The sequence below is a fragment of the Alteromonas sp. CH_MED4-4 genome (assembly GCF_037029575.1).
GTDB lineage: Bacteria > Pseudomonadota > Gammaproteobacteria > Enterobacterales > Alteromonadaceae > Alteromonas > Alteromonas macleodii.
This window is the reverse complement of the sequence record NZ_JAYMEU010000005.1, coordinates 38,630-59,297: the sequence shown is the minus strand read 5'-3', so window position 1 is coordinate 59,297 and position 20,668 is coordinate 38,630. Positions and strand designations below refer to the sequence as shown.

General features: G+C 45.6%; 20 protein-coding genes. 2 read left to right on the top strand and 18 right to left on the bottom strand.

Annotated features, from left to right (window positions below):
• Positions 1-3: 3 nt before the first annotated feature.
• The 16 genes from pilW to trmJ all read right to left on the bottom strand — a co-directional run bounded on the left by pilW (position 4) and on the right by trmJ (position 16,130).
• A complete protein-coding gene (pilW, locus tag WA381_RS05205) occupies positions 4-1,194 on the bottom strand; it encodes a type IV pilus biogenesis/stability protein PilW (RefSeq protein ID WP_156086667.1) in 1,191 nt (396 codons plus the stop codon).
• 24 nt (positions 1,195-1,218) lie between these two features.
• Positions 1,219-2,337: a bifunctional tRNA (adenosine(37)-C2)-methyltransferase TrmG/ribosomal RNA large subunit methyltransferase RlmN gene (locus WA381_RS05200; RefSeq protein ID WP_014977032.1), complete on the bottom strand. Its 1,119-nt coding sequence runs from the start codon at positions 2,335-2,337 to the stop codon at positions 1,219-1,221.
• 510 nt (positions 2,338-2,847) lie between these two features.
• Positions 2,848-3,279 carry a nucleoside-diphosphate kinase gene (ndk, locus tag WA381_RS05195; protein ID WP_012519000.1) on the bottom strand — a complete coding sequence of 144 codons (432 nt, stop codon included), beginning with the start codon at positions 3,277-3,279 and terminating at the stop codon, positions 2,848-2,850.
• A gap of 270 nt (positions 3,280-3,549) precedes the next feature.
• Positions 3,550-3,960 carry a SufE family protein gene (locus WA381_RS05190; RefSeq protein ID WP_156086668.1) on the bottom strand — a complete coding sequence of 137 codons (411 nt, stop codon included), beginning with the start codon at positions 3,958-3,960 and terminating at the stop codon, positions 3,550-3,552.
• A gap of 59 nt (positions 3,961-4,019) precedes the next feature.
• Positions 4,020-4,553: a putative Fe-S cluster assembly protein SufT gene (sufT, locus tag WA381_RS05185; protein WP_014977033.1), complete on the bottom strand. Its 534-nt coding sequence runs from the start codon at positions 4,551-4,553 to the stop codon at positions 4,020-4,022.
• A 50-nt stretch (positions 4,554-4,603) separates the two neighbouring features.
• Positions 4,604-4,960 (bottom strand): HesB/IscA family protein, encoded by a 357-nt coding sequence (locus tag WA381_RS05180; protein ID WP_014950172.1) that lies wholly within the window; start codon positions 4,958-4,960, stop codon positions 4,604-4,606.
• Between the two features lie 9 nt (positions 4,961-4,969).
• Entirely contained in the window at positions 4,970-6,187 is a 1,218-nt protein-coding gene (locus tag WA381_RS05175; RefSeq protein WP_156086669.1) for an aminotransferase class V-fold PLP-dependent enzyme, read from the bottom strand.
• Positions 6,184-7,440, bottom strand: a complete 1,257-nt coding sequence (gene sufD / locus WA381_RS05170) for a Fe-S cluster assembly protein SufD (protein WP_156086670.1) — start codon at positions 7,438-7,440, stop codon at positions 6,184-6,186. Before sufD ends, WA381_RS05175 begins: the two co-directional genes overlap by 4 nt.
• Positions 7,437-8,198 (bottom strand): Fe-S cluster assembly ATPase SufC, encoded by a 762-nt coding sequence (gene sufC / locus WA381_RS05165; RefSeq protein WP_014979831.1) that lies wholly within the window; start codon positions 8,196-8,198, stop codon positions 7,437-7,439. Before sufC ends, sufD begins: the two co-directional genes overlap by 4 nt.
• A 3-nt stretch (positions 8,199-8,201) precedes the next feature.
• Positions 8,202-9,638 carry a Fe-S cluster assembly protein SufB gene (sufB, locus tag WA381_RS05160; protein WP_014950176.1) on the bottom strand — a complete coding sequence of 479 codons (1,437 nt, stop codon included), beginning with the start codon at positions 9,636-9,638 and terminating at the stop codon, positions 8,202-8,204.
• 394 nt (positions 9,639-10,032) lie between these two features.
• Positions 10,033-11,199: an IscS subfamily cysteine desulfurase gene (locus tag WA381_RS05155; RefSeq protein ID WP_156086671.1), complete on the bottom strand. Its 1,167-nt coding sequence runs from the start codon at positions 11,197-11,199 to the stop codon at positions 10,033-10,035.
• Between the two features lie 18 nt (positions 11,200-11,217).
• Positions 11,218-11,703, bottom strand: coding sequence for a Fe-S cluster assembly transcriptional regulator IscR (iscR, locus tag WA381_RS05150; RefSeq protein ID WP_014950178.1), 486 nt, complete (start codon positions 11,701-11,703; stop codon positions 11,218-11,220).
• Positions 11,704-11,951: 248 nt separating this feature from the next.
• Complete coding sequence (locus WA381_RS05145; protein WP_069944619.1) at positions 11,952-12,863, bottom strand: alpha/beta fold hydrolase; 912 nt, start codon at positions 12,861-12,863, stop codon at positions 11,952-11,954.
• A gap of 49 nt (positions 12,864-12,912) precedes the next feature.
• Positions 12,913-14,367: a flavin-containing monooxygenase gene (locus WA381_RS05140; protein ID WP_156086672.1), complete on the bottom strand. Its 1,455-nt coding sequence runs from the start codon at positions 14,365-14,367 to the stop codon at positions 12,913-12,915.
• A 168-nt stretch (positions 14,368-14,535) separates the two neighbouring features.
• The gene (cysE, locus tag WA381_RS05135; RefSeq protein WP_014950181.1) at positions 14,536-15,360 is read right to left on the bottom strand and encodes a serine O-acetyltransferase; all 825 of its coding nucleotides are present in this window, start codon (positions 15,358-15,360) and stop codon (positions 14,536-14,538) included.
• A 5-nt stretch (positions 15,361-15,365) separates the two neighbouring features.
• Positions 15,366-16,130: a tRNA (cytosine(32)/uridine(32)-2'-O)-methyltransferase TrmJ gene (trmJ, locus tag WA381_RS05130; RefSeq protein ID WP_014950182.1), complete on the bottom strand. Its 765-nt coding sequence runs from the start codon at positions 16,128-16,130 to the stop codon at positions 15,366-15,368.
• A gap of 255 nt (positions 16,131-16,385) precedes the next feature.
• Between trmJ and suhB the strand changes: the two genes are divergently transcribed.
• On the top strand, positions 16,386-17,162 hold the full coding sequence (suhB, locus tag WA381_RS05125) for an inositol-1-monophosphatase (RefSeq protein ID WP_014950183.1): 777 nt from the start codon (positions 16,386-16,388) through the stop codon (positions 17,160-17,162).
• Positions 17,163-17,356: 194 nt separating this feature from the next.
• Here the strand turns inward: suhB and WA381_RS05120 are convergent, their stop codons facing one another.
• Entirely contained in the window at positions 17,357-18,646 is a 1,290-nt protein-coding gene (locus WA381_RS05120; protein WP_156086673.1) for an acyltransferase family protein, read from the bottom strand.
• A gap of 109 nt (positions 18,647-18,755) precedes the next feature.
• Between WA381_RS05120 and WA381_RS05115 the strand changes: the two genes are divergently transcribed.
• Positions 18,756-19,652, top strand: coding sequence for a LytR/AlgR family response regulator transcription factor (locus tag WA381_RS05115; protein ID WP_069944622.1), 897 nt, complete (start codon positions 18,756-18,758; stop codon positions 19,650-19,652).
• Positions 19,653-19,726: 74 nt separating this feature from the next.
• On the opposite strand, the gene secF is transcribed toward WA381_RS05115, so the two are convergent.
• A complete protein-coding gene (gene secF / locus WA381_RS05110) occupies positions 19,727-20,668 on the bottom strand; it encodes a protein translocase subunit SecF (RefSeq protein ID WP_014977044.1) in 942 nt (313 codons plus the stop codon).

Sequence of the window (20,668 nt, the reverse complement as noted above, 5' to 3'; positions counted from 1 at the left end):
ACCTTATTCCTCCTGCATACTCGGTGGTACTAACCAAAGCGTCTGACCAGCAATAATAGCGCCAGTATTATCAAGGTTATTCCACTCTTGCAGTGTTGCCATTTTGATATTGTGCAATAAAGAAATACGATATAAGTTTTCACCTTCTTTTACTACATGGAATTTATCACTTTGCACAGATAATTCAGTATTTTGTACTTTTTCTGGTGTGTTAGCTGTGGCTGTAGGAGCGTTGTCGGAGTTATTGCTCTGAGATTGACGCTGAGCGTCGTTGTCTTGGGCGACGCTCTTTTCATTTTCTTTATCGTTTGATGATGTTTGTGCAAGCCCGTCGGTATTTGTTTGGTTTTCGCTTATTTCTGTTTCAGAATCGTTTGGCTGTGTAGATTTGACGGTTTTAACCACTCTGTTTTGCATACTTTCACGTTGCACTAAGTAACGTTTAGTAAGCTCACTTTCAGGGAACAATGACATCATCATTTCGCCATAACCCTTTGCAGTCTCTAGGTCCCCTTTCCCTTTGGCTATTTCATAAGCTAACCACAATGAATCAGGCGTAACTTTGGCAACACGTTCGTATTTTCGTAACGTAGATTCAGCAAGTTCCCATTGTTCTGAAACCGTGTAAAGTTCACTGAGTAAGAACAGACTTTTGCCCCGGGCAGGCTGATGTTTTAATGCGTCTTGAAAATAGCCGATCGCTTCATCTAGCTTACCTTGACTTTGCGCGCACAATGCCAAGTTCTCGTAGGTTTGCGCTGCGTTAGCGTAAAGCCTGTTATTTATCGCATCAAAGAAATACGCTTTGGCTTTTTCGTATTCGCCGTTTTGGCACTTAAACGCGCCATAACTGTTGGCAATATCGCCATTGTTAGGCGCTAGGTCGATAGCAGTTTCATAGTACTCTTCCGCTCGAAGGTTATCGCCCACCAGCTGATAGTAATATGCCATAGCGAACTGAACATCTGCAGAGCGTGGATTAAACTCAAGCGCTTTGTCGAGGTTCTTTTTTGCCTGCGTGTAGTTGTTATTTTGAAGGTAGGTAAGACCAAGGGACATGCGTGTTTTGGCGGCTTCTTCGTGATCGAAGTTACCGCCATACAACCCTGACTGGCTATTACTGACACAGCCAGAAGTGAAAATAATCGCGCTTAAAAAGCCAATTTTAAGTGACGTTCGCAATCCCGCAACCATAGTCTTACCCTAATATCTTAATGATTATTGGGCCATTTTTACTGAAATTGCTTCGCCCTTCACCTGTTTTTTTAACATTCTTTTCGTTCTGTCTACCACATCACCCACTAATTGACCGCATGCTGCGTCGATATCATCACCTCGTGTTTTACGCACAACGGTTGTAAACCCATATTCCATAAGCACTTTTGCGAATCTATCAATACGCGAATTGCTTGAACATGTATAAGGCGAACCCGGGTAAGGGTTAAATGGTATTAAGTTTATTTTACTAGGTGTGTCTTTCAATACCTTTGCCAACTGGTGCGCTTGTTCAGTGCTGTCATTGATGTTTGAAAGCATAACGTATTCTACCGTTACGCGGCCTTGGTTCGCTTTAGATTTGGCCAGATAACGACGTACGCCTGCTAAGAAGGCTTCGATATTGTACTTCTTATTGATAGGCACGATCTCGTTGCGCAACTCATCGGTGGGTGCGTGTAATGAAATAGCTAACGCTACGTCTATTTGGTCACCCAACATATCTAGCGCAGGTACTACACCAGATGTACTCAGCGTAACGCGGCGTTTAGACAGGCCGAAACCGAAATCGTCCAGCATAATATCCATTGCTGGTACAACGTTTTTAAGGTTAAGCAGTGGCTCACCCATACCCATCATTACTACGTTAGTGATAGGGCGTTTGCTTGAGTCTTTTGAAAGACCAAGGAAAGTAGCTACACGCCATACCTGACCAATAATTTCACTTACACTTAGGTTACGGTTAAACCCCTGCTGCGCGGTTGAACAGAAAGTACACTCTAGCGCGCAACCTACCTGTGATGACACGCAAAGCGTTGCACGGTCAGTTTCTGGGATCCAAACAGATTCAACTTCCTGACCACCTTCAAGGGTAAGTGCAAACTTAATAGTGCCGTCGCTCGCTTCTTGAAAGTATGCAATTTCAGGCGCTTTAATTTCGCAATTTTCAATGAGCATCGCGCGAAGGTTTTTATTGAGGTTACTCATTTCCTCAAAATCGCTGATACCGTGCTGGTAAATCCATTTCATCACCTGATCGGCACGAAACGGTTTCTCGCCCATTTCTTTGAAGAAATTGCGCAAGCCTTCGCGATTTAAGTTTAATAAGTTAGTTTTTGCCATGAATAAGATGACCCTTTTACCTTCGAGGGATGCCCCTCTTACTACTGAATACGGTGTAAAAACCAGCGATTCGACTATGTCTTGAACGACGTTTAAGAAAAAGAAAAGCGCTGATTAAAATTTGCGCGGATTTTACCACAGATGAGATTTGAGAAAAAGCCGATTTAACGCAGAGAAACGTTAAGTTTGGCGATGCGCGAGAAGCGTGGTTTAGCTTGCCTAAATGAGCGCCGAGCAAAGCGGCATAAAGCGTGTATCTTTCTTCTGAGTGACTGAGCGCGCTTGAGGCAATGCGCGAGAAGCGTGGTTTAGCTTGCCTAAATGAGCGCCGAGCAAAGCAGCATAAAGCGTGTATCTTTCTTCTGAGTGACTGAGCGCGCTTTAGGCAATGCGCGAGAAGCGTTGTTTAGCTTGCCTAAATGAGCGCCGAGCAAAGCAGCATAAAGCGTGCTCAGACGCTCAGAAACAAAAAACGGGGCTTATAGCCCCGTTAATTCTACCTACGTAATCTTAGCGAGTACGTGGGCAGATTTCTTCTTCAGAGAAGAAGTAAGCAATTTCACGTGCTGCTGACTCAGGAGCGTCAGAACCGTGAACTGCGTTTTCGTCGATTGACGCAGCGTAGTCTGAACGTAGTGTACCTGCAGCTGCATCAGCTGGGTTAGTTGCGCCCATGATTTCACGGTTAGCTAGAACTGCGTTTTCGCCTTCTAGTACTTGAACCATAACAGGACCAGACGTCATGAAGTCTACAAGTGCGCCGAAGAAAGGACGCTCTTTGTGTTCTGCATAGAAGCCTTCTGCTTGCTCTTTGCTCATGTGGATCATCTTAGATGCCACGATGCGAAGACCTGCAGATTCGAAACGGTTGTAAATTGCACCGATTACGTTTTTAGCTACCGCATCAGGCTTGATAATCGAAAAAGTACGCTCAAGAGCCATGTTCTCTCTCCAAACAAATAGTGTGTGTATCTTTAAAATTTTGGCCGCGAATTATAGGCAATAAATAGCAGCTTGACCAGAGCCTTTATCAAATCAGATATAAAGTACTGTTTTTACGCGCAAATGTAGAGAAAGGTTAGCCTGTTGGCGATGACAATATGATGACAGCGTACAGATTATTTTGCACAGAACTAATTATCGAGGACTCACCTGCCCCACTGCCTTTACTATGAAACCCTAAACGGCTTAAAGAAACCAACGCTTAAAAAATTAAGCGTTGGCTTTTGCTAATTCTTGAATTTTACCTACGATGGCGCGTAAGCCATTACCGCGGGTTGGCGTTATATGACGCTCTAGGTCTAGTGCTTCAAAATAGCCGTCGATATCAAACGCTAAAATATCTGTTGGCGTTTTGTCATTATAAGCGGCAAGTACTAACGCAAGCAGTCCTTGAACGATAACTGCATCGCTGTCTACGTCAAAGTTGATTTTATTGCCGTCGTAAGACTCCACCAGCCAAACGCTGCTCTGACACCCTTTGACCAAACGCTCGGATGTTTTAGCATCTTCAGGCAAGCCCGGAATAGATTTCCCTAAATCAATGATGTACTGATAACGCTGTTCCCAATCGTCGAAGAACGCTAAATCATCAATAATTTCGTCACTGCTAGGTAGTTGCATTACTATTTCCGCTTAGTTTGTTTGAAAAGTTGTGTGATTAAATTTCACTGCGTGGATGATTAGAAGAACAGACCTGCTTCAAGCTGTGCTTCTTCACTCATCATATCACGGGACCATGCAGGGTCGAATACAAGCTCTACGTTGACGTTTTTAACATGGGGAACCATGGCAACTCGGTATTCAACGTCGCCAACCAATACTGGGCCCATGCCACAGCCTGGTGCGGTCAGGGTCATATCAATATTGACGCTGCTAGTATCTTGATCAATTTCCACTTTGTAGATAAGACCAAGGGATACGAGATTGATAGGGATCTCAGGGTCAAAAATAGTTTCTAACGCGTCCCACACTTGCTGCTCGCTAATATTGCCATCTTCTGGCGCGTCAAAGCTCAGAGTCATCGCTTTTCGGCCAATAGCACCTGCATCAGTACCATCGATACGGTACATGTTGCCACGCCACGTTACCGTATAGTTACCACCGAGCTCTTGGGTGATATTCACAAACTCACCTTCAGGGATCACGGTTGGATTGCCCGCTGGAACTAAGCGCGCTTTACAGTCGCGCTCGGTGGTCACCATTTTTTGCTTCATAAACTACTTAGTACTCTTTGTTCTACCACTGATGGCCTTTGACGTGGCACTTAGCCTACGTTAAAGCTTTCACCGCATCCGCACTCATCAACCACGTTGGGGTTGTTGTATTTAATGACGCCGTTAACACCTTCTGTAACGTAATCAATTTCTGTATTACGCAGTAGATCGGTGGCATCTGCAGCAACGGCTACGTTAAGTAGTGGCGAAATTTCAACAATTTCGTCATCGGCTTGCGCGCTATCTGCGAAATCAAGCACGTAGGCGTAACCTGTACAGCCGCTTACTTTTGTCGATAAACGAATTAACTGACCAGGCTTGTCTTTAAGCTTACTTTCGAAATGCTTAACGGCACTGTCAGTTAGCGAAATGAGTTTTGTACTAGGTACGAAAGTTTCAACACTCATAATGCCTCCTTAGGCCAACATCATTTTTGCTTTTTTAAGCGCAGCAAATAAGCTGTCGACTTCTTCAAGCGTATTGTAAATTGAGAACGACGCACGAGCAGTACCCGGAATACCAAAGCGCTTCATTAGCGGCTGTGCACAGTTATCACCGGTACGAATTGCAACGCCTTGTCTATCGAGAATAAAGCCCACGTCCGCCGGGTGCGCGCCTTCCAGTAGAAAGCTCAGCACGCCTACCTTTTTAGGTGCCGTACCGATTATCCGCATACCGTCAAACGCTTCGGCCTGCTCGGTAGCATAGGCAAGCAGCTTTTGTTCATGTTCATGCAATGCATTGACATCAAGGGCACTAAACCAATCTACTGCAGCGCCCATACCAATGGCACCTGCGATGTTTGGCGTACCGGCTTCTAAACGATTTGGCAATGCACCCCATGTGGCTTCATGGTAGGTCACGTCTTTGATCATCTCGCCGCCTACCTGCCAAACAGGCCAGGTTTCTAGCACCTCTTTTCTGCCCCACAGACAGCCAATGCCTGTTGGACCGAATAGCTTGTGCCCTGAAAACGCATAAAAATCACAGCCAATGTCTTGTACGTCAACACCGCCATGAGCAATACCTTGTGCGCCATCAACCAGCACCCATGCGCCAACCGCTTTCGCTTTTTCAGTAAGCAGTTTAATTGGGTTCACCGTACCTAATGCATTCGATACGTGTGGAAACGCCACTAGCTTAGTGTTTTCAGACAGCAATCTGTCAAACGCTTCAACATCAAGCTCACCGCTATCAAAAATAGGCACAACATTGAGCGTTGCACCAGAACGGCGACACGCTTGTTGCCAGGTCACCAAGTTTGCGTGGTGCTCCAGCTCAGTCACCATCACTTCGTCACCTTCACTAAGAAGTTGACCAAGGCCATTAGCCACAATATTAATGGCTTCTGTTGTGCCCGACGTCCAAATAACTTCTTCACGCGCATTTGCGTTAATGAACTTTGCAACGCTGGTACGTGCATTTTCGTAACGGCGCGTGGCTTCATCCGATAAATGGTGCGCACCGCGGTGCACGTTTGCATTCGTCCCCGTGTAAAAATCTACTAAGGCGTCGATAACGGCCTGAGGTTTTTGTGTTGTTGCCGCATTATCTAGGTAGACCAGCGGCTTGCCGTCTACCGTTTTAGATAAAATAGGAAACTGGGCACGAAGTGCTGCAACGTCTAAGCTCATTTCACCTCCATTTGGGCGAAGCGCTCACTTAAAATTGGTGCTAGCCATTCACGGACTGCCGCATTAGGCACGTCATTTATAAGCTCTTGAATGAAGCCAAAGTTGAGCATTACAAGTGCTTTACTGCGAGAAACGCCGCGGGTAAGCATGTAATACAAGGCTTCTTCTTCAATTTCAGCAACCGTTGCACCGTGAGCACATTTTACGTCATCAGCATAAATTTCAAGCTCAGGCTTGGTGTTGATAACGCCACGGCGAGATAGCAACAAGTTGCGGTTATTAAGTTCAGCCAATGTCTTTTGCGCATCACGATGAATATGAATGCGACCATTGAACACGGCACGTGCTTTATCGCCTACAATCCCACGCGCGTTTTCTTCTGTTGTGCCATTAGGCATCGCGTGCTCGATGGTAGAGTGAAGGTCAAATAACTCGCCTTCCGCCAGAAGATAAATGGCATTCATTTTTGCATCGGCAAATTCGCCGGCGTGATGAATGTCTACATCTAAACGGGAAAGCTCACTTCCATAGCCCACCATGGTGCTGTTAAGCGTGGTGCGGTTATGAAGTTTGAAGTGGCTGCCGCCTAATTGCTTGGCTTTGCCGGTAAACATAGCAAAACGATAGTGCTCTAGGTGTGCATCATCAGCAAGGTCATATTCAGCAAACGCTGTGGTTAAACTTTCAGTATCGCCAAAACCTTGCTCGATAACAGTAGCACTTGCGCCTTCAGCGACCTTCACCACCACACGCGTATGAGCATCAACATTTTGCGACGCCATGTTCACAATACGCACTGGCGTGTCGATTTTCGCGCCTGCTTCAACATTAATAAATATACCGTGTTGGCACAGCGCATCGTTAACTAGGCCAAACATATGACGGGTAGGTTTAACCTGACCGTATACACTGCTGATCGCTTGTTGCGTGGCAGCATCATCATTATTAAGCGACGTGATGCTCATGCCCGCTGGCACATTTAGCGTATTAACCTGCGTGACCAATACACCGTCTACAAATACAAGGTCAATAGCATTTAGGTTATCGATAGCGGGTACTGGTAGATAATCTGCCTGAACCGCTTGCTTCGCTTCACGCTTCTCAAGTGGCGTTAACGGTGTAAAGCGCCAGCTTTCGTTTCTACGGGCTGGCCAACCATCAGCTTTTAACTTTTCTAAGGCCTGCTGACGCACGGGCGCTAAGTAATCGGAGATTTGCGCCGCATCAATGACCTGTTCTAGCCATTGACTCATGCTTCAGCCTCCTCGTACGCTTTACCTAGGAATGCGTATCCGCTCTTCTCAACTTCTAGCGCTAGTGACGCGTCACCGCTTTTCACTATTTTGCCGTCGGCAAGAATGTGAACGAAGTCAGGCTTGATGTAGTCTAGAAGACGCTGGTAGTGGGTAACAACGATGAAGCTGCGCTCACCGTCGCGCTGACTGTTAACGCCATCGGCAACAACCTGAAGTGCGTCAACGTCAAGGCCAGAGTCAGATTCATCAAGAATACAAAGTTTTGGCTCTAGCAAAATCATTTGCATGATTTCGTTACGCTTCTTCTCACCACCAGAGAAACCTTCGTTTACACCGCGCTTCAAGAAATCCAATGGAAGCTGTACCTGCTTGCACGCTTCTTTTGCTTTCTTTAAAAACTCAGCAGCTGTTAATGGCGCTTCGCCGCGCTGCTCGCGCATAGCGTTAACTGACTCTTTCATGAATTCCATATTGCTTACGCCAGGAATTTCAACTGGGTATTGGAACGCAAGGAAAAGGCCTTCACGGGCACGCTCTTCTACTTCAAGCTCTAATAGGTCTTTACCGTTAAGCGTGGCTTCGCCTTCGCTTACTTCGTAACCATCACGACCAGATAGGACGTAGCCTAGTGTACTTTTACCGGCTCCGTTGGGGCCCATGATAGCGTGTACTTCACCAGGTTTAACTTCAAGGTTAAGACCTTTAATGATGTTTTTCTCTTCCACGCTGGCATGTAAATTCTTGATACTAAGCATTGATTACCCCACTGAACCTTCAAGACTAATTTCGAGCAGCTTGCCGGCTTCTACGGCAAATTCCATTGGCAGCTCTTTGAATACTTCTTTACAGAAACCGTTAACAATCATAGAAACGGCCTTTTCTGTGTCTAAGCCACGTTGCTGACACAGGAATAATTGTTCGTCGCTCACCTTCGATGTAGTTGCTTCGTGCTCAACAATGGCTGAAGGGTTGCGGCTTTCGATATACGGGAATGTGTGCGCGCCACATTTGTCACCGATAAGTAGCGAGTCACACTCGGTGAAGTTACGTGCTCCGTCTGCGCGAGGGCCCATTTGAACCAGCCCGCGATAGGCGTTGTTACTGTTACCCGCTGAGATACCTTTAGAGATAATGGTCGACTTGGTATTTTTACCCACGTGGATCATCTTAGTTCCGGTATCAGCCTGCTGGCGACCGCGCGTTAGCGCTACTGAATAGAATTCACCTACACTGTTGTCGCCTTTAAGTACACAGCTTGGGTACTTCCACGTAACCGCAGAGCCGGTTTCAACCTGCGTCCACGAGATTTTGGCATTAGTATGCGCTACACCACGTTTTGTCACGAAGTTGTAGATACCGCCTTTACCGTTCTCGTCACCTGGGTACCAGTTCTGTACCGTTGAGTATTTAATTTGCGCATCGTCCATTGCCACTAGCTCAACCACTGCCGCATGCAGCTGGTTTTCATCGCGCTGCGGTGCGGTACAACCTTCAAGGTAGCTTACATAGCTGCCTTCATCAGCAACAATCAAGGTACGCTCGAACTGACCGGTGTTCATTTCGTTAATACGGAAATAAGTAGAAAGCTCCATTGGGCAACGTGTGCCTTTTGGAATATAAACAAATGAACCGTCAGTAAATACAGCGCTATTAAGCGCAGCAAAATAGTTATCTGTGCGCGGCACTACCGAACCGATGTATTTCTTTACAAGGTCTGGGTACTTCTGTACTGCCTCAGAAATTGGGCAAAAGATCACTCCCGCTTCTTCAAGCTTATCGCGGAACGTAGTTACAACCGATACCGAGTCGAATACCGCATCTACCGCAACGCCTGCCAGCATTTCCTGCTCGTGTAGAGGAATGCCCAGCTTTTCATAGGTGCGAAGTAGCTCAGGGTCAACTTCATCTAGCGACTTAGGCTTATCTTTCATACTCTTTGGTGCCGAGTAATAAGAAATGGCCTGATAATCGATTTTCGGATAGTCGACATGCGCCCAATCAGGCTCTTCCATTTCTAGCCATGCATGATAAGACTTCAAACGCCATTCAAGCATCCATTCAGGCTCGTTTTTCATTGCTGATATGCGGCGGATAACCGACTCGTCCAGGCCGCTTTCAAACGTTTCCGATTCGATTTCTGAATAGAAACCCGCATCGTACTTTCTTTCTAACGCCTGTTCGATCTGTTCACTCATGTTGGGATCTCACTTGTTTGCCTGCATTTGCTGCCACTAACCTTTCTATTTAACTGGCAAATAAATCACCCCACGGTCTTGGTAATTTATATCGACTTTCAACTTCAACAACGTCATTTATTTGGGTTTACGCCCAAAAGAGTTGCCAAAACTGCCAGTTACATTGCGGACAGCCTAAAATTTTGGTGCCGTAGTATATAATACCCGACTATTTCACTCAAATATTCAGCCATTAATTTATGGCCACTTACGCGTTTTAAACGCTGCTTAAAGGTCAATTTCCTTCAAACGCGCATTAATTTTCTTCCACATTCACTAAAATAAAAAAGAATGCGCTAACACTAACTACGCTTTGCCTACTACAAAAACCCGCGCTCAACGACGGTATAGGCGTTTATGCTGAAACCACTTGGCGTAGTCTTGTGGTTACATCCACTACTTTTTGTATTACGTAATCGATGTCTTCTTGGGTCGTAAAACGCCCCACGCTGAATCTAATTCCTGCATGCGCCAATTCGTTGCTGCGGCCAATCGCTTTCAGCACATACGAGGGCTCTAGACTCGCTGATGTACATGCCGACCCTGAAGATACAGCAATATCATTTAAGCCCATCATCAAGCTTTCACCGTCTACACCCGCAAAGCTCACATTTAAAATACCCGGGATACGCTGTGTTGCGTGCCCATTTAAATAGATATCGTCGAGCTGTTGAAGGCCTTGCCACAGCGATTCACGCAGCGCTAAAATACGCGCACTATCCTCTTCTATTTTTGAAGAAGCTAGCGCGATGGCTTCACCCATTCCAACAATTTGGTGGGTGGCTAATGTACCCGACCGCATGCCGCGCTCGTGGCCCCCGCCATGAATTTGTGCAACCAGATTGATTTTAGGACGGCGACGCACATATAGTGCCCCCATACCTTTCGGGCCGTATATCTTGTGCGCCGATATAGACAGCAAATCTATAGGAAGCTCAGCTAAATCAATGGCAATTTTGCCCACACTTTGCGCACCATCCACATGAAAAAGAATGCCTTTGTCACGACAAAGCTGGCCAATAGCTTGAATGTCTTGGATAACCCCAAGTTCATTGTTAACGTGCATCACCGACACCAAAATAGTGTCGTCGCGCAACGCATTTTCGAGATCATTTAAATCAATTAAACCGTTTGGCAATACTTCAAGATACGTAACCTCAAAGCCTTGGCTTTGTAAGTACTCACAGGTATCTAACACCGCTTTGTGTTCGGTATTAACGGTAATGATATGTTTGCCTTTATTGGCATAACCTTGGGCAACGCCTTTTATTGAAAGGTTGTTCGATTCAGTGGCCCCCGAAGTAAAAACAATTTCTCTAGGGTCGCAATTAAGCGCGTCGCTGATTTGATTTCTAGCAACATCAACCGCTTCTTCTGCCATCCAGCCGAAGCGATAACTACGAGAAGCTGGGTTACCAAAGTTGCCATCCAGCGTTAGGCATTTTGCCATTGCCTCGGCCACACTTGGGTCTACCGGTGTTGTTGCTGCGTAATCTAAATAAATGGGTGTTGATAAAGCCATGCGTTACTCAATACCAATTTAAAGTTGAATACTAACTTCGATATCTTTGGTGATATGACGAAGTGATGCATTACCGTCTTGGCGGTCGGCTACTTCTTGCACATCACGCTTTGCCATTAATTCGCCCAACGTAATTGAATTCAAAAACGCCGCAATGCGATCACTTAGGTCTTGCCACAAGCTGTGCGTTAGGCAGCGATCGCCGCCTTGACAGTCTGCTTGTCCTTGGCAACGTGTCGCATCAATAGACTCGTCGACGGCGCGAATGACTTCGCCTATCGCAATTTTGCTTGCTTCACGGCCTAACAAATAGCCGCCGCCAGGCCCGCGAACACTGTCTACTAATTGCTCTTTACGCAATCGAGAAAAAAGCTGTTCAAGGTAAGATAAAGAAATTTCTTGTCGTTCTGAAATGTCGGCAAGAGGCACTGGACCACGCTTTGAATGCAAAGCGACATCAAGCATTGCGGTAACCGCATAGCGCCCTTTCGAAGTGAGTTTCATTGGATTCTCCCGCCGTTTTATAGTGCGGGAATTTTCACATACCCGACTAAAATGGTCAAGTATAAGACCCAGTAAATTAGTCAGGTATTATTGATTCGATTCATCGCTTTTTTGTATCAGGACTTTCGTTTCGTTTAAGTACCATCCTATTAAGCACTATTAGGCGCAAAATTTGCGCGGAAAGGTCTGCTAATAAAAGGCGATGAATGGCTTATTTGAAGGGTAAATAATATTGGCGACCATAAGCGCTATTTGTTTGCATTTAAGTGAATATGAGCAAGAATACTGTCTGCTATCCGATGTGATTGAACGGTATCAATTTGATGGCGCAACCCGCGCAATATTTGATGTTTAGCACCTGATATAGCCCTGGCTGTCGCAACACCGCCACTGGGATGCACCATGTGATCAACATCTCCGTGTATCACTAATGTTGGGGCTTTGACATTTTGAAGCATTGGCGTTCGGTCCCCAGATTTCATAATAGCACCGATTTGCCGGAACATCGCTTTTGCATCACTTTTGCCACCATTTCGCTGCCATGCCAAACGCGCGTACTGATGCCATTGATTTACGGCTCCGTTTGCAGCTACATCGCCAATATGCGTCATCATTGCCTGATAGTTTTTTACTGCGTCTTTTTCGTTCATTGGCGCTTTAGCTCTTGCCATTCGCCATAGCGTTGAATAAGAGGGTTGCCCTACGCGGCGATTCCCTGTCGTCGAGAAAATAGACGTCATAGATATCACTTTTTCAGGATGCAGACTTGCAAGAGTCTGTGCAATCATCCCTCCCATAGACATTCCTGCGATATGTGCGCTTGATATATTTAGCGCCTCTAACAACTGTGCAGTATCTTCAGCCATCCGTTCAAGTCCATATGCACCTTTCGGCGACCTTCCTCTTAACTGCTGTAATAGGCTGGGATGCGGTGTGTCGCTGCGTACTGACCTTCCTGCATCACGATTGTCAAAGCAAATAACGCGAAATCCACTAGAAACTAAACGCTCAATAAGCGCGTTTGGCCAATAAACCAACTGAAGACCTAAACCCACAATGAGTACAATGGTGTCGGTATTTCCGACACCATGTTCGGCATAGCAAAACCTATCACCGCTTTTAAGCGTTACGTATTGCTCATGATGCTGGGCTAAACTCATTTAAAGCTCTCGTGATTTAATAAAAGTAAGTGTGCGTCTATTAAAATTTCTATTCAAACTTAAGCGCTGGATCGTCTACACGACCTTTCCGAAAAATCTTCACGTCTTGTGCATAATTGAACGACATAGACCAAGGAAACTGCGTGCCTTGACGTGGCAATTGTTCTAAAGAGCGTTGGATGTAGCCAGCGCCAAAGTTTAGCAACGGTTGTGTTTCCATATTTGGGTCTGCTATAGGTGTACACTGTGTAAAGCCGTGCTCTTCCATATGATTGAGCAATCGCGTGAAATGTTCACATAGAAGGCCAATTTTTAGTGTCCACGATGAAGCTGTATAACCCACCGCGATAGCAAAATTAGGCACGCCACTGAGTAACATACCTTTATACGTAACACATTCTGGAAGCGAAACAGCTTCACCATCAATTTTTGGCACTATCCCTCCTAGAGGCAGAAGGTTTAATCCAGTGGCTGTTACTATAATATCTGCTTCAATATGCTGGCCCGAATCAAGTTTAATGCCCGTTTCAGTAAACGTTTCTATAGTATCTGTTGCAACCGACGTCTTACCTTTCGAAATTGACTCGAATAAATCTCCACCCGGAACTGCACACAGTCGCTGCTCCCAAGGATTGTAAGGTGGGTTAAAGTGTATATCTACTGGATACCCTTCTGGTAACATTTTTGCATTAAGACTGCGTATTATTTTGCGCGCACGATGCGGAAAGCGCTGACAAAATGCGTACACCCAACGCTGTTTCGCTATGTTAAACCAACGCGCAGCTTTAAACGCTGTATCCTCGCTAAACCACGCGCGTAAATGTTTTGCGATTGGATCATCTACGGGCACAGGCAATACGTAGGATGGCGTTCTTTGCAGCATAGTCACGTGCGATGCGCTTTTCGCTAGTGCGGGAACCAGCGTTACCGCCGTTGCACCGCTTCCGATTACCACTACGCGTTTGTTTTCGTATTCCAGATCTTCAGGCCAATGCTGTGGATGTACAATCTGGCCGTTAAATTGTGATCGCCCTCTGAAATGTGGTGCATAACCTTTATCGTATCGATAATAACCCGAAGCATTAAATATCCATCTGGCGGCAATGTGCTCATGCTGCCCACTCTCTTCTGACTTTAACGTAACCCGCCAATAGTGTTTATCGCTTTGCCAATCTATATCTACCACACGAGTTAAAAAACGTATGTGCTCTTTAATACCGTTTTCAGCCGCGGTTTCTTCTACGTAAGCCTTTATTGAACGACCATCAGCAATGGCCTTTTTCTCTTTCCAAGGTTTGAATTCGTAGCCAAAGGTGAATAAATCAGAATCTGAGCGCATTCCCGGGTATTTGAATAAATCCCATGTGCCGCCCAAATCACCGCGGGCTTCTATAATAGAATATGAAAGGTCAGGACATTTTTTTTGAATGTGGTAGGCGCAGCCGATACCCGAAATTCCGGCTCCAACAATTAGTACGTCGAGTAATGGCGCTGTTTCTTGCATAACGTCCCTGAAAAGTGATGATCAACCTTTCATCTCAATGTATGTTGGAGTTATGCATGAGTCAATGTGCTTGTTAATGTTTTGTAAAAACAAGCCTTTGTGAATTTTTACTATATAAGGGTGAAGGTTCTCGGCCTTAGCACCCGAAAATAGTATGCGAAATTAGAGTTAAATAGCGGGGTCGAAAGAAGAATGAGCCTTCTCTCGCTCTTGGGTTTCCGTTAGGTCGAAACCCGTTTCTGCGAAATCTTCAGCGCTAATATTGTGTAAATTATCGGTACACACATCGCCACCTAGTGACTGAATGACCTTGCACATCTCTTCCACTTTGGTGTCCATTTGGTGCATATGCTCTAGCATTATGCCCATCGCATTGGCCACAGGATCAGGGTTATCTGGCGCGACAGCATAGGCATCAAAACCATATTTCTGGGCAATTTTATCTCGCTCGGGGTTTACCGAGGCATTCATCTCTTTTTGCTTCGAGATAATGATACGACCCGGGATCCCCACTGCCGTAGCACCATCAGGAATATCTTTTACGACCACAGAGTTAGACCCTACTTTAGCGTTTTCACCTATAATAATAGGCCCCAACACTTTGGCACCAGCCCCAACTACAGCGCCTTTTTTAAGGGTTGGGTGGCGCTTACCTGCTCGCCAGCTAGTGCCTCCAAGAGTAACGCCGTGGTAAAGGGTGACATCATCGCCAATTTCTGCTGTTTCACCAATGACCACACCCATACCGTGGTCGATAAATACCCGTCGTCCTAACGTGGCACCAGGATGAATTTCAATCCCCGTAAGCCAGCGGCTAAAGGTTGATAAACTGCGTGCCAACCATTTCCATTCAGCCTTCCATAGTTTGTGACTAATGCGATGCAGCCACACCGCATGAAGGCCAGGATAGTTGGTGAGCACTTCAAAGGTGTTTCTGGCCGCTGGGTCGCGATGAAATACACCTTGAATATCATCTTTTATACGGGCGAACATAGTGTTTACTCTTTTTCTTCTATCGCTGGTGCAGGGTCTGCATCGCCTGAGTTAGCATTCTTCACCGATTTATCGATAGACGCCAATATACCGCGCAATATATTAAGCTCTTGAGACTCAGGGCGTGCTCGGTTAAACAAGCGGCGCAGCTTAGTCATAACCACACCCGGGTGACTTTTGCGAATGAATGACGTGCCTTCCAGCGTGGTTTCCAAATGCGTATAAAAACGCTCTAAATCGTCATTCAGTGGATATTCTTCCTCAACACTTGGATAGGTTTCGCGATTTAGATAGGCCATGCGAATTTCATAACAAAGGGTTTGCACTGCTGCTGCTAAATTAAGTGAGCTGTATTCAGGGTTGGCTGGAATACACATATGGAAGTGACACTGCTGCAGCTCTTCATTAGTTAAACCACTGTTCTCACGCCCAAACACCAAGGCTACCGGATACTTTTCTACTTCTTGGACCAGCTTTTCGCCACAGTCGCGCGGGCCTAACATAGGCCATGAATGAGTGCGAGAGCGTGCAGACGTCCCTACTACCAAGCCACAGTCTTTAACAGCCTCTTCCAGCGTGCTTACAATTTTCGCGTTAGCAAGCACATCACCAGCCCCTGCCGCCAATGCACTGGCTTGGCCGTCTGGCTCATTTACTGGGTCGACAAGATATAAGCTGCTCAGCCCCATGGTTTTCATAGCTCTTGCTGTCGAGCCGATGTTTCCCGTGTGAGACGTGTTAACTAAAATAATGCGAATATTCTCGAGCATGCGTGTAATACCTACGTACTTATTTGGATAGCGTCTTTAATTCGATAATACGCGCTTTTGGCGTGCTATCTTACAGACCTTAATAGCGTGAAGTTTAACACAGCGGCAGTATAGATGGCTATTCACGCTATTGTGCTGGGATTTCATTTGCATCGCGCATAGATTCTGGTAGACTCCGCCCGTTTTCGAAAACAACTAGCTATTTTTTGTACAGTTAGTTTGTTTCATTGGTCTTTTACAATTGGTGGTTTATCTATGCATCCTATGCTGAATATTGCGGTGCGCGCTGCGCGTGCGGCTGGAACAGTTATTGTTCGTGGTTTTGAAAAACATAATGAAGTAGCAACAGAGTCAAAAGGCTTAAACGACTTCGTTACTCAAGTTGATAAAGAAGCAGAACAAGCAATTATTGCCAAAATTCAGCAGTCTTACCCGAACCATTGCTTCCTAGGTGAAGAATCGGGTGAAGTTTTGGGCACAGAAACTGATTATCAGTGGATCATCGATCCACTAGATGGCACCACTAACTTTGTAAAAGGCATTCCTCACTTTGCCGTTTCAATTGCACTTCTTCACAAAGGTCGCTTAGATCAAGCGGTTGTTTTCGACCCAATTCGCAGCGAACTATTCACCGCGAGCCGTGGTCAAGGCGCGCAGCTTAACGGTTATCGTATTCGTGCTTCTAAGCCTCGTGACCTTTCTGAAACCATTATTGCTACTGGCTTACCGTTTAAGAACAAATCTCAGTTTGGCGAGTATGCACTAAGCTTAAACAAGATTTTCCACGAAGTGGGTGACATTCGCCGCGCAGGTAGTGCTGCGCTAGACCTTGCTTACGTTGCAGCCGGCCGCCACGACGGTTACTGGGAGCGCGGCATTAAATCTTGGGATATCGCAGCAGGTGAGCTTATTGTTCGTGAAGCTGGCGGCTTGGTAACTGACTTTAAAGGCGGAAACGACCCGCTTCACAAAGGCGAAATTGTTGCTGGTAGCGTGAAGGTTGTTCAAGGCTTAGTGAAGCATCTTAAGTAAGAAGCATCTTAAATAAGAAGCATCTTAAATAAATCGCTCGTAAGCACATAAACTGAGCCGATAAACCAAGCACAGTTAAACAGTAAAGGCGCTATGACACGAATGACGTGACATAGCGCCTTTTTCTTTTTCTCACTTATTGGTTTCGTTATACCTGCGGTAACACACCGCGATTACGAACACTTTACCTCTCGCTAAGTGGCTAATGAGCTATGCGGACTGGTGTTTAACTTTAGGCCAAATAAAAATCTAAGTATTAAAAAGCGCTTGGCGACTTCGTATGTCAGTGCGCACCCCACAACGGTTATTAGCGTTATTAAAATAAATTCTCCGAGTGTCGACGATACACGGGAGCTCAAAAAGAACGCCACCACAATTATCGTTTGATGCACCATATAGTATGGCAACACGCCTTTGTTCAAATAGCTCACCACCTTACTCGGGTTAGACAAATATTTTCGACCGAACCCCAATATTGCTGCCAACCATGCCCAGTGATTAAGTACAACGATTACACCAACCAAAACACGAAACCCAGGCGACGACTCCATTAACTGCCCTGTAGGGCCTAGCAAGTCGTGACGGTCTAAAATTATGACGCTGTAAAGTACTATCGCAATGGTTAAGCTTACGTAACGGGACCTCATAATTGCAGCATACAATGCGGGTCTAAGCGCGACCACAATACCTACCAGCATCACAAAAAAGTACTTTGCATGACTATACCAATCATTAAGCAAGTCGTGCGACGTGGGATATGCTACTCGTAGTTCCAGCCATATGGCAGTCATGATCGTAACCACTAACACGCTAAACAGCGCCAAACTATCGAGTACTCTCAACGCCCTTACTTCCACAAATCTGATAAGCGGGAAAAACAGCAATATGAAAGCGCTATACACAAAAAGGTAAGGTAAAAACCAAAGGTGATTCCATGTCAGTAAGCCAATTACCGATTGTTTGTCGATAAACAAGTCAGTATTTGGATTAATGTAAGCAACGTAGAACTCGCTAAACGGCATGGCTAGTGCTCCGCTGACTGTCCACTCTACATAAACTTGTGGCGCGACGATAACAAACATACCGAATACAAGAGGAATTAATATCCGCAACGCCCTCTTCCCCAGTAGTGAAAGAGATACACGCCAGCGAGAGGTCGTTTGGCCATAAGCGCGGCGCAGCACGACGGTAAATACCATGGCAGAGATCAAAAATAATAAAGACATACGCCATTGGTTGGTCAATATCATCACGTCTTGTAGTAGTGGAAATTGCACGTCGCTTTTTATATGCCAGCCCCACTCTAAAACGTAATACATTCCGATGTGATAAAAAATGAGTACACCAAACGCGATGACACGCAGTGCATCCAACTCGAAATAACGCTGAGTGACAGGACTCTCGACAACGGCCTTCTCTCTCGCCTCCCCCTTTGAAGTTCTATTAACAAACGTTGCTTCCTGATCAACATATGCTTGCGTCAATGTCCTCACTCCTATTCAATAGTGCTTAACTAACGTGTTGCATCTAATGTGATAGACGTCCGACAGCAAACGCCTAAGTGACGAGAATTAAGGGAAAAAGGGTTAAGCGGTGAATAACTGGGATGAAAAATGGAGTCAGTTTCTTAGGGATTCTGAATCAAAACATAAGTACGCTGCATTCGTTTTGCTTGCAGCCTATTTGTTTATAAACAATTCGATCAATGCTGCGTCTAGTTGGACTGAATTTTCTCGAAGCGACAATAACAGCGTAGCACTTTGGGAGCCTTACGTTTGGGAATACTCGAGTGCTTTGAGCACCGCTTTGCTCGTCATCCCATTAATTATCGCTATACGTACACTCGATCAGAAAGTAAAAGTGGGAGCGACATGGCTTGGGTGGCATTTTGCCTTCGCCAGTTTATTTTCGGTAGCCCATGTATCATTAATGGTAGCATTTCGGAAGCTCGTCTATTTATTCTCTGAACGCAATTATGACTTTGGGATATGGCTCAATGAGTTCATCTACGAATATCGAAAGGATGTATGGGGCTATATTACTCTGATTACTTTTTACTATATTGCACGGTTTGGCTATCAACGCTTAATTGGTGAAGCATCACCTATTACACGCGACACATCACAGGTAACGAATGACAACGTGGCCAGCACCTTACCTGACTATTTATTGGTGAAAAAGCTCAATAAGGAGTTTTTGGTTCAAGTCACCGACATACAGCGAGTAGAAGCCTCAGGAAACTACATTAACCTTCATACTCACGTGGGCGTTTACCCCTTGCGTTATACCCTTGGCCGGTTTTGTGAAGAAGGAGCGCATCAAGGCTTTATGCGAGTGCACCGATCGCACGCAGTGCGAATACCTGCCATTGTGTCTATAAGTTATGAAGAAACGGGGGATGGAACAATAATGCTCAATAACGGTCAATCAGTAGCGCTTTCCAGGCGATATAAAGATGATCTGAAACAAGCATTAGCCCCCAATCAATAGTAAATTCCACTTTTGATAAAGCATAAAAAAACCGCATCGTAGATGCGGTTTTTGTACGTTTCAAGCGTGTAAAACTAAGGCATAGGATCTAAATCTGCGCCTTCCTTTTCCACTTGTGGTGGCATTAGGTCTTCTTTACTAATACCCAATGCAAGTGCCACTGAACTTGCGATATACACCGATGAGTAAGTACCAACCACTACACCGAACAACAAGGCGGTTGCAAATCCGTGAATAAGCGCCCCACCCTTGTAGAATAGTGCAACCAATACCAACACCGTGGTTAATGATGTGATGATAGTACGGTTTAGGGTTTGCGTTAGCGAGATGTTGATAATCTCAACAGGCTCACCTTTACGAATTTTGCGGAAGTTCTCACGAATACGGTCACACACAACGATGGTATCGTTAAGTGAATAACCAATTACCGCTAGTACTGCTGCAAGTACCGTAAGGTCAAACTCGATTTGAAGTACTGAAAACAAACCCAGCGTAAGTATAACGTCGTGAGCTAGTGCCGACACTGACCCTAGAGCGAATCGCCATTCAAATCGCATCGCGACATAAACTAGAATACACAAGAGTGCGACTAGCATCGCAAGGCCGCCCTGTTCGGTAAGCTCTTCACCTACGTTAGGACCTACGAACTCGATACGACGCATATCAACCTCAGTACCGTCAGCGCGCAAGGCAGCTAGTACCTGTTCACCAATAGTCACGGCTTTAACGCCATCACGAGGAGCAATGCGGATAAGTACATCTTGGCTGCTGCCAAAGTTTTGCACTATAGCATCTTCAAAGTTCGCTTCGTTTAGCTGGGCGCGAATGCCTTCTAAGTTAGCAGCGTCCTCATAGCCAACTTCAATTAGCGTACCGCCAGTGAAGTCTAGCCCCCAGTTAAGGCTATTAACGCCTAGCGACACGAACGAACCTAAAATGAGTACCGTTGATAACACCATCGCAGGAATGCGAAGGCGCATAAAATTGACGGTATCGGATAGTTTTAATAATTGCAT

Bases quoted from the DNA above. Each gene is read 5' to 3' on its own strand.
- pilW (WP_156086667.1), bottom strand. From the start codon at position 1,194: ATGGTTGCGGGATTGCGAACGTCACTTAAAATTGGCTTTTTAAGCGCG.
- WA381_RS05200 (WP_014977032.1), bottom strand. From the start codon at position 2,337: ATGGCAAAAACTAACTTATTAAACTTAAATCGCGAAGGCTTGCGCAAT.
- ndk (WP_012519000.1), bottom strand. From the start codon at position 3,279: ATGGCTCTTGAGCGTACTTTTTCGATTATCAAGCCTGATGCGGTAGCT.
- WA381_RS05190 (WP_156086668.1), bottom strand. From the start codon at position 3,960: ATGCAACTACCTAGCAGTGACGAAATTATTGATGATTTAGCGTTCTTC.
- sufT (WP_014977033.1), bottom strand. From the start codon at position 4,553: ATGAAGCAAAAAATGGTGACCACCGAGCGCGACTGTAAAGCGCGCTTA.
- WA381_RS05180 (WP_014950172.1), bottom strand. From the start codon at position 4,960: ATGAGTGTTGAAACTTTCGTACCTAGTACAAAACTCATTTCGCTAACT.
- WA381_RS05175 (WP_156086669.1), bottom strand. From the start codon at position 6,187: ATGAGCTTAGACGTTGCAGCACTTCGTGCCCAGTTTCCTATTTTATCT.
- sufD (WP_156086670.1), bottom strand. From the start codon at position 7,440: ATGAGTCAATGGCTAGAACAGGTCATTGATGCGGCGCAAATCTCCGAT.
- sufC (WP_014979831.1), bottom strand. From the start codon at position 8,198: ATGCTTAGTATCAAGAATTTACATGCCAGCGTGGAAGAGAAAAACATC.
- sufB (WP_014950176.1), bottom strand. From the start codon at position 9,638: ATGAGTGAACAGATCGAACAGGCGTTAGAAAGAAAGTACGATGCGGGT.
- WA381_RS05155 (WP_156086671.1), bottom strand. From the start codon at position 11,199: ATGGCTTTATCAACACCCATTTATTTAGATTACGCAGCAACAACACCG.
- iscR (WP_014950178.1), bottom strand. From the start codon at position 11,703: ATGAAACTCACTTCGAAAGGGCGCTATGCGGTTACCGCAATGCTTGAT.
- WA381_RS05145 (WP_069944619.1), bottom strand. From the start codon at position 12,863: ATGAGTTTAGCCCAGCATCATGAGCAATACGTAACGCTTAAAAGCGGT.
- WA381_RS05140 (WP_156086672.1), bottom strand. From the start codon at position 14,367: ATGCAAGAAACAGCGCCATTACTCGACGTACTAATTGTTGGAGCCGGA.
- cysE (WP_014950181.1), bottom strand. From the start codon at position 15,360: ATGTTCGCCCGTATAAAAGATGATATTCAAGGTGTATTTCATCGCGAC.
- trmJ (WP_014950182.1), bottom strand. From the start codon at position 16,130: ATGCTCGAGAATATTCGCATTATTTTAGTTAACACGTCTCACACGGGA.
- suhB (WP_014950183.1), top strand. From the start codon at position 16,386: ATGCATCCTATGCTGAATATTGCGGTGCGCGCTGCGCGTGCGGCTGGA.
- secF (WP_014977044.1), bottom strand. From the start codon at position 20,668: ATGCAATTATTAAAACTATCCGATACCGTCAATTTTATGCGCCTTCGC.